Genomic DNA, 8085 nt, shown 5'->3' on the forward strand with positions numbered 1-8085 from the left:
CGGAGGTAAGAATGTACGAAATGATCCTTGCGGCTCGAACCTCGCATTCTGTGAACTACGGAGAACTCACCATCGGGGCAATTGTCGCTATATTTGGATCCGTCCTGGCATTGAACACTCGAGGCTGCGCCGAGGCGGCTGCCGACTTCTTGGGAAATAAGGCGTTCCCGGCCCTCTATCACAATGAAATCTTCTTGAGAGTTCCGGCCGCATTCTTTGCAATATTGGGGTCGATATTCGCTTTGATAAACATCAAAATTCTATTCTTTGGGTTCTAGTGCTTCAGTCACGCTTCTTCATTTGTCCTGGCCGCAGGGCCCTTTTGGAGCCTAGTGTTTCGTGATCCCGTTCATGTCAGTTCGAGTTGCTATTGACGAGTTTCTTCACGTTGGTCGCGACGAGTCTGACCTTCGCGAGGACCTCGCCAGCGGTCGCGGTCCAGGTGAACGGGTTCGCGCTCTCGTTCCAGGAGTTGATGTAGTCGCGGACCTGCTTGATCAGGACGTTGACGCTGGAGAAGGTTGCCGCGGCCGATGGACTGCCGGGTCAGGATTCCGAACCAGATCTCGATCAGGTTCAGCCACGAGGACCCGACGGAAGTGAAATGGAAGTGGACGTGCGGGTTGTTGGCCAGCCACTCCTTGACCTCCGGGGTGGTGTGCGTCGAGAGGTTGTCCAGGACGACATGGATGTCCTTCTCGGCGTGCGGTCTGACGCCTTCTTCAAGAAGGCCAGGAAGTCCTTGCCGTTCCGGGTCGGCTTGCACTCGCCGATCACTTCGCCGGCGGTCACGTTCAGGGCGGCGAACAGGTTCGTGGTGCCGTGCCGGACGTAGTCGGCGGTGCGCTTTCTCGCTCGTCGCCTGGATCTGCGTCTTCTCGTCAATCGAGAGGACCACCGCGCCACCAGGTGGAGCGAGGTAGAGGCTGATCACGTCGGCGACCTTCTCCGCGAACGTGGGGGCCTTCGAGATCTTGAAGGTGCCGTTCCGGTGCGGCTTGAGATGCTCCTCGCGCCAGATTCGCGCGATGTAGTGCCAGGACACGGAGATGCCCTCGGTCCGCTTCAGGTATTTTGCCAACTCGCGTGTGGACCAGTGCGAAAGCTCCGTGACATCGACAAACCGCAACCCAGAGCGGCACCGTCTCCTACCTCATCAGCGACCACCAGGGCACCGCGATGAGCGCCATCGCCGTGGGAACCCTCGCCATCACCCGAAGGAAACAACTCCCCTTCGGCCAGCTCAGATCCTCACAGTCAACGGCCTTCGGCAACCGCGGCTTCGTCGGCGGAACCAACGACCCCACCGGCCTCACCCACCTCGGCGCCCGCGAATACGACCCCACCCTCGGCCGCTTCCTCAGCGTCGACCCCATCATCGACACCGCAGACCCGGCCCAGATGAACGCCTACAGCTACGCCCACAACAGCCCCCTCACCAGGTCCGACCCGGACGGCCTCCGCCCGGACGGCCCGGCCGGCGGCGCCACGTACAACGACGACCGTTGGGCAGAAGACCGTGGAATGAACGCGGGCTACACCTACAAGAGCGGCAAATGGGTCTGGCACCAGACACCCAAGTCCTGGTTCGACCCCCGCTACCAGGCATACAGGGCAAACCCGAGTAGCTACAAGGTCCACCACTACAACGCCGCTGAAGCCACCTCGGCCTATAAAAAAGCCGAAGCCGATCGGGTCGAGCGCGAAAAGAAGGCCGCTGCAGCCCAACGAAAGAAGGATGGAATTTGGGGTAGCATCAAGAAGGGTAACTGGGGAAATGCCTGGGATAACACGGTTGACGCGTTCGCGAACCCTCAGGACCACTGGCGCGGCTGGCTCGAGACCGGGGCCTTCGTGGTCTGCGTGGCATCGATGCTTGGCTGTGTGATTGCCAGCGCTGTGGTAGTGGGTGCAAAATATGTTGCTGACTATCGCGAATACGGGTCCCGAGTGGCCGGCGAGAACTTCATAGCGAATGCCACCGGGGCAGTTCTCGGCCTTGGACTCGCCAAGGCCGGAGGGCTGGCCATGAGCAGCTTCGCCAAGGGCGCACGCGTAGGGAAAAACCTCCCGGCAGGGCGCCATGCGGCAACGGGGTCCGGGAGACATGCCGCCCCCAAGGGAGGAAGGCATTCGGCACGTCCGGACCAGTTCGCGAGAGGCGGGCTGATCGGTGGGAACGCGGTACTCGGACAAGCAGGATGCGGCACAACGATGAACGCACCCTCATGGTGCGGATGAAGAATCAGCACTAACTAACGAGTGGGTGGACCCTCCCCCGCCTGGGCGGATCCACCCACTGATCCACGTGAGCGGGCACTTAATATTTTGAATAATTTTACAGCCGTCACCCAAAAAGGCATAAAATTCTACAGCAAGGTGCGCTACCTCGGCCTGGCTGCGACCGTTGCAATGTTCGGGGTAGGGGCGTTCGTTGCACTAGTTCCAGGGAAAGTGGAGGAATCATTGATCAATAGGTCACTCACAGGTGGAACCCTTAGTGTGACGATTGCCTGGATGGCATGGGTACTCGCCGTTCGCCCCCAGATAACACTGTCCGAAAAATCGATCAAAGTGCGAAATTGGGTAACAGAGAGCGTTATCCCCTACGGACAGATAAACAGAGTGAGCGTCAGCAACGGGCTGACCTTCAAACTCAGAGACGGTAGCGAAATCAGGGGACGCGTGGTGGGCACCTCGATGATTGGCCAGCTCGTTGGTTATCCATCAGCCAAGCTGATCAGGCGTGAAATTCTCCCATTTATGAGCAGTGCTGATCCTCACGGAAACGAAAGGATACTTCAGACCTTTTCCTTGTCTCTGAGAGTTCCACTGGTTGTCGCAGCGCTTCACACGCTACTGTACGGATTCTCAAAATATATCTTCCAAATGTCGTGACGAACTGTCATGGCATCCACAGGGTGCGATAAAATACTGCACCGGCGTTCCTGGCCAATTCTTGGCGGAGTATTGGCTGCCGCGTTACAGTAGGCATTGGCATGGCGGCAGCGGTGTACAAGGTTACTTCGGTCAATGGGTTCAGGACCGGCTGGCAATGCATCCCCGTCTACTTGGCACTCGCGGCAGTGTTCGAGTCCGACGGAAGACACCTGGAGGATTGGGCTAGTGGAATCCGGGCGGCGGGCGTGAATGCCCGGTGGCCCTGACAAGCTACCCTCAATCGGTCGTGATGGCCCCGTCGGTTTCTCTGGCGGGCCGTTTCTGCGTTGTGGGCTGGCCGGGCGCCTTTCCCGAGACCGTCGCGGCCTGTAGGCGCGAGATCATTGTCGGCTTAGGGAAAGGCGGATGCCTTCCGTGCTGAGCGGGGCACTGAGTTCCGTGTGCACGCAGGTCTCAATCTGGCGGTGGAGCGTACACTGAACAGAAAATGAAAGGATTCATATGGCGGCTAATGATCCTCTTCGATTTCGCTGGAAAATGGCATTCGGGGGTATGGCGGTGATTGCTGTGTTCATTGCGTCCAGCCCGCTGCCGGGGCCTTTCGATATTGTCGTTCCTGTGACAGTAGGGACGGGCCTGGGGGGCGTTATTGGCAAATCGCGGGCGCGCTAGCGACCACTTCTGCTGACGTCTAGGCATCTCAATCTGAGGCGGCTCGGGTCCTCGGCATTTACGAGGCGTGCAGCGCAAGCCCGAGCAACTACAAGGTGCACCATTACAACGCTGTTCAAGTTGCCGCTGACAGGGATCAAGCACTGATCAGGGGCCGTCGGGGGGAGCCGTCATGAGGGAGCTGCGAGGCAGCTACAGAGTGCACTTCGGGCTGGCGTTGGTGCTCTGCGGGGTCGACCTGCTGTGCATGGCCTCGACTTGGCTGCCCGGTGAAGGCATCGTGCCCAAGTGGCTCGTAGTGGGCTTGTTCGTTTCGTCTCTTCTGGTCTTCGCAGTCGCCCTCATCCGTAGCTTCACCAGCGGAGCCGCGGCCCAGTTGATGGGGCGGGGCAATGCTGATCGGTTGTTTAGCTACGTTCTGCTGCTGCCACTCACCCTCAAGCTCGCGTACGCGTCCATCATCTGCCTGGCCGTGCTTGGCTTTGCCACCGGTGCCGGAACGGCCGAGGATGCACAAGTAGACGCGTCAGGCTATTACTACACCTACTGGGACAGGGCGGCGCATCCTCAGCAAAGTGCCAGGGTCGAGCTCACCGAGTCCGAGTACTACGAGGCGCTGAAGAGCCAACTCCGGATCTTCAGCGCCGGCACGGCTGTGTTCCATGTGGTCGGCAGCTTCCTCGTCCTCGCCTCCGCGTCGGCGGCCGCCGGCCGCACCCTGACGGCTCCGGAGTGTTCGTACGGTTCGGCGGAGCGGCCCCGGTGGTCCTGACGGCCGGACGCGCTCTCGCGGGTTCGGTGAATGCGGTGACGGTGATGGTCGCGGCAGGGCTTCGGCAGGTGCGGGAATGCCGTGATCGCCTACCCCCATCTGTGCAGCGAGCAAGCGGTTCGGCCTTGACGATTGCCGAACCACAGTAGGCCGCGGAACTTGATGTTGAGGTTCTGCACGTGCTGTGGCGTTCGGCGTTCGCCCTGCGGTGCCGCGAGGACGACACCGCGCCGATCGTCGTGATCAGCGAGCTGGGAGACGCGGCCACTCCTCGCGAGGCCAGCGCCGAGTGGATGCTTCTGCGCGTCCTGCAAGGTCACGGCAACAGCCCCATCGCGGTATACGCCCAGTTCGAAGTCGGCGGCGAACTCTCGCTCCGGGATGAGGTGTTCACCCCCAGCGGCAAGACCGTCCTCAGTGCCCACGAGTGGGCGGGTCCCCTGGACCCCGCGATCCTCGGCACGTCCGTCGCCGTCAGCCTGCTGCGTCAGGACGTGCGTGAGCTGATCGAAGGCTTCGCGCACTGAAGCGGCGTTGAGTACGTGGCTCGTGCGGAGTTGGACGCGGATCGCTTCGCGGGGGACGGGCAGGACGCGGAGGTCGACCGGTTCCGGGACGAAGCCGGAGGGTTGGGACTACACCCCGGGCAACAGGAAGACACCGATCCTCGGTGCCGCCTCCGATGGCCTTCAACCGCCGGCCGCAGACCGGGCCAGGGATGCGGGGATCGCCGTGCCCACCGGCCACCAGCACCGGCAGGCCTGTGCGGCCAACGCGCAGACGGGTAACCGCTCAGCGCCATCTTCATCGCTTGATGAGTTCAGACAGTGATTCCGAAACCGAGAGGACGGTGAGACGCAAACCCATGTTCCCGTACCCAAGCTGACGGGCAATCATGGGCAATCAGCGCTAACCGACGCAGAGTTGACACCTTCTCATGATCGACTTCTCGTAGTACGATCCGCCCGGATCAGATTTTCTGATGGACAAAGCCACGAGGAGGAATCAGGGATGCGTGTCAGAAAGGTCCTTGCCGCAGGTTTCGTAGCCTTTGCCGCAGTTGTGGGGACAGCCAGTACGGCGTCGGCGGCCCCCGCTTTTGGGGACTGCCTCTTTGACCAGGTGTGCCTTCACTACAACTCGAGTTCGTACGGGTATGGGGCCTACTACGCACAGGGTGGGAACATTGCGGACTACTCGGGTCGCTATTTTAAGTCCGGTGTGAACGGCAGCGCTGGCACAGGTGTATCGGTGAAGAACAACGCTGCTGCGGTGGACAACCGTGGAACACCGCGAAACTTCTACCTTTACTACAACAGTAATTACGACTGCAGCGTCGCATGTGTCACCGTTTCGCCGGGTCAGGTGATCAACCTGTCCGCGACGATGAAGAATAACAATGCATCGGGCAAACTTGGTCCGTCTCAGGTCGGCTGACGCCTTGCGCATTCCCGCGGTGGGCTCTGTTCGGATCCTTTCGGCAGGGCCCATGGCGGCGCACTTCACTCAGTAACCCTTTCACGCATTGCTGTACCGAAAGAGTCGTCCAGGTGTTTCGTCGCTCATGTTGTACAGCTGCCTCCCTGATCCCGTTGCTGCTGCTGGTTGGCTGCACAGGCACCGGCGGAGAGCGCCACAGGATCAATAGTGCGGCGGTGCGTGAAACCACGCAGACTCCGCCTCCAATGTCTGCCATTCCGAAAATCGATTCCGCAAACGATAAGCCACTGCCACTCGATGCGTATCTGGTGAATCCTGGACAGCTGTCAATGATCAACAAGGCGTATGCGAAGTCCATCTCCCTCTGCATGACGCGCTTTGGATTCACTTATATGCCCTCGGTGGAGTCCCAGGGGCCGCGTGACAGCGATGCTCCTGTCACTCGGACGGACGGCCGGTACGGGCATCAGAGTGCGCGATTGATGGCACGGTGGGGATATCATCCGGAAGGCGGAGCTTCGGTGAGCCCGCCCAGTTCCGAAGAATCCACTCAGAAAACGAGTCCGGACATGGTGATTGCCGGGCGCGGTTCATCCGATCCCAGTAAGGCTTTTGGGCCGGGCGGCCAAATAATTAACGGCAAGGCTGTGCCGTATCACGGCTGCATGGGCGAGGCGGTCAAGAAGTTGACCGGTAGCGTGGACGGCGCCCTGTACGACCCGCAAATTGCTATTGATGTCAAACTGAAGACTCTGGAAGAATCCCAACAAGACAAGCGAACCAAAGCTGTATTCGCCAAGTGGTCGCGGTGCATGAAAATCAGGGGCTTCACTTACGAGGATCCCCTGGCGGCGGGAGGCGATCCGCAGTGGCGGAAGGCTGCTGAGCCCACACCGCATGAGCTGAAGGTGGCGACTGCGGACGCGGCATGCCGGCACGAAAATAACGTGGTGGGTGTTTGGTACGCAGTGGACTTCTCGTACCAGGAAAAAGCCATTGCAGGAAACGCTGTGGCCATGGCCCGCGTAAAAACCGACTTGGAATCCAAAATAAGGATCGCCATTCAGGTGCTGGGAAAATGAAGAGTTTTCCCCGGTCTGCATCCGCGGTCGTGGACTCTTCCGCTACGGAAGTTCAAATCCTGATTTCGTGTCCTTGCTCAGGCGAATCGGATGGATGCCTGCCCGGCTGATGATTCGAAGACGTGTAAAGACGGTTCGAGAGTTCAGGGGCCGACATTCCAAGTGCGCGCAGCATCGTTGCCCGATCCGATCCGATCCGATCCGATCCGATCCGTGACTCGGCCGAATGGCCCGTGTGCCGGCTGTCCGAGCCGCAGCAGAGTGGATCTCTGGCCGAGGGCAACAGTCGTTCTTTTGTGAAGTGTGGGGTGCGGTCATTTCTCGCACCCCACACTTCAGAGAAAAGTCATGGCAGAACGCGTACCGTTGGAAACGTTTCTCTGATATCTGTTCTGCCGTGAATTTAACCGCAGTTGGTATTTTCTCGGTCGATCCTGACGGTTCCGATGTACCCGCTCCAGTTCATGCAGGTTCCTGCGCCGCTGACGTATACCGGTCCTGCGTACGAGGTGTACTGGCCGACGTCATACGTCCACGAGTAGACGTCGTTACTCCGTTCGAGACCGGCCATCATTCGTATTGCTGTACCCGGGCTGTTGCGAACCGTGACGACGCAGTTCTGCTTAGTGGATGAATTGTAGGTCAAGTACACCGTGCCCACTGAACCCAGTGCGGCCGAATTAACCACCGAATATCCAGATCCGCAGGCACCGTTATACGCTGCGGCGGCGGCTGCGCTTGGTGCCACTGCGATGCCGGCGCCGAGCATGGTAAATGCTGCAATTGACCCAACGGCTGCACGAGAAAGCAGTCTTCCCATTTTATTTTCCCACCATTTTGAAGTGCTTGATATTTGGATCACTGTAACGTCCGTGTGGATGTTGTGGCAAGGGTTCTATTGTGATGAGGGAGGCGGGTCCTCGAAGTGGCCTTGATTCCTCGGAGAGAACGGGTCACCGAGTCGCGGTGGCGCATATTTCACCATTTCCGGACTATTGGCGTAATGACTGCGTAGGCGTGCCAGTGCCGGTGGCTGACTCGCGCACAGTGTCGGCAATGACCCCGTCAGGCCGACCGGAGCAGGCGTGTCCGGCGTCCGCGGGTTGTGTGGTGCGTCAACGGACTTACGACCTCGTGCATGGTTGGGGCGAGGGCGTGTTGAGGTTGCGGTCGGCGTTTTGATCATGCGGGTGTGGCGGGCAGTGCGAGTGCCTTCGT

General features: G+C 59.8%; 7 protein-coding genes and 1 pseudogene. 6 read left to right on the top strand and 2 right to left on the bottom strand.

The window, feature by feature from the left end; all coding sequences use genetic code 11:
- Positions 1-367: 367 nt before the first annotated feature.
- Positions 368-1129, bottom strand: coding sequence for a transposase (locus tag ACIO3R_RS17960; RefSeq protein ID WP_402106594.1), 762 nt, complete (start codon positions 1127-1129; stop codon positions 368-370).
- Between the two features lie 50 nt (positions 1130-1179).
- Between ACIO3R_RS17960 and ACIO3R_RS17965 the strand changes: the two genes are divergently transcribed.
- The 6 genes and pseudogenes from ACIO3R_RS17965 (at position 1180) to ACIO3R_RS17990 (ending at position 6867) form a co-directional block, all read left to right on the top strand.
- The gene (locus ACIO3R_RS17965) at positions 1180-2241 is read left to right on the top strand and encodes an RHS repeat-associated core domain-containing protein (protein WP_385346904.1); all 1062 of its coding nucleotides are present in this window, start codon (positions 1180-1182) and stop codon (positions 2239-2241) included.
- Positions 2242-2262: 21 nt separating this feature from the next.
- Positions 2263-2898 carry a hypothetical protein gene (locus ACIO3R_RS17970; RefSeq protein ID WP_385035775.1) on the top strand — a complete coding sequence of 212 codons (636 nt, stop codon included), beginning with the start codon at positions 2263-2265 and terminating at the stop codon, positions 2896-2898.
- Positions 2899-3745: 847 nt separating this feature from the next.
- Entirely contained in the window at positions 3746-4345 is a 600-nt protein-coding gene (locus ACIO3R_RS17975; RefSeq protein WP_385035776.1) for a hypothetical protein, read from the top strand.
- Between the two features lie 200 nt (positions 4346-4545).
- Positions 4546-4872 (top strand): annotated as a pseudogene (locus ACIO3R_RS17980) (hydroxymethylbilane synthase); the annotation flags it as partial.
- A 484-nt stretch (positions 4873-5356) separates the two neighbouring features.
- The gene (locus ACIO3R_RS17985) at positions 5357-5782 is read left to right on the top strand and encodes a hypothetical protein (RefSeq protein ID WP_385035777.1); all 426 of its coding nucleotides are present in this window, start codon (positions 5357-5359) and stop codon (positions 5780-5782) included.
- Between the two features lie 218 nt (positions 5783-6000).
- Positions 6001-6867, top strand: coding sequence for a hypothetical protein (locus ACIO3R_RS17990; protein ID WP_385035778.1), 867 nt, complete (start codon positions 6001-6003; stop codon positions 6865-6867).
- A gap of 403 nt (positions 6868-7270) precedes the next feature.
- Here ACIO3R_RS17990 and ACIO3R_RS17995 read toward each other — a convergent pair whose 3' ends face one another.
- Positions 7271-7687, bottom strand: a complete 417-nt coding sequence (locus tag ACIO3R_RS17995) for a spore-associated protein A (RefSeq protein WP_385035779.1) — start codon at positions 7685-7687, stop codon at positions 7271-7273.
- Positions 7688-8085 lie beyond the last annotated feature (398 nt).

The organism is Streptomyces sp. NPDC087428 (assembly GCF_044744085.1).
Taxonomy (GTDB): Bacteria; Actinomycetota; Actinomycetes; order Streptomycetales; family Streptomycetaceae; genus Streptomyces.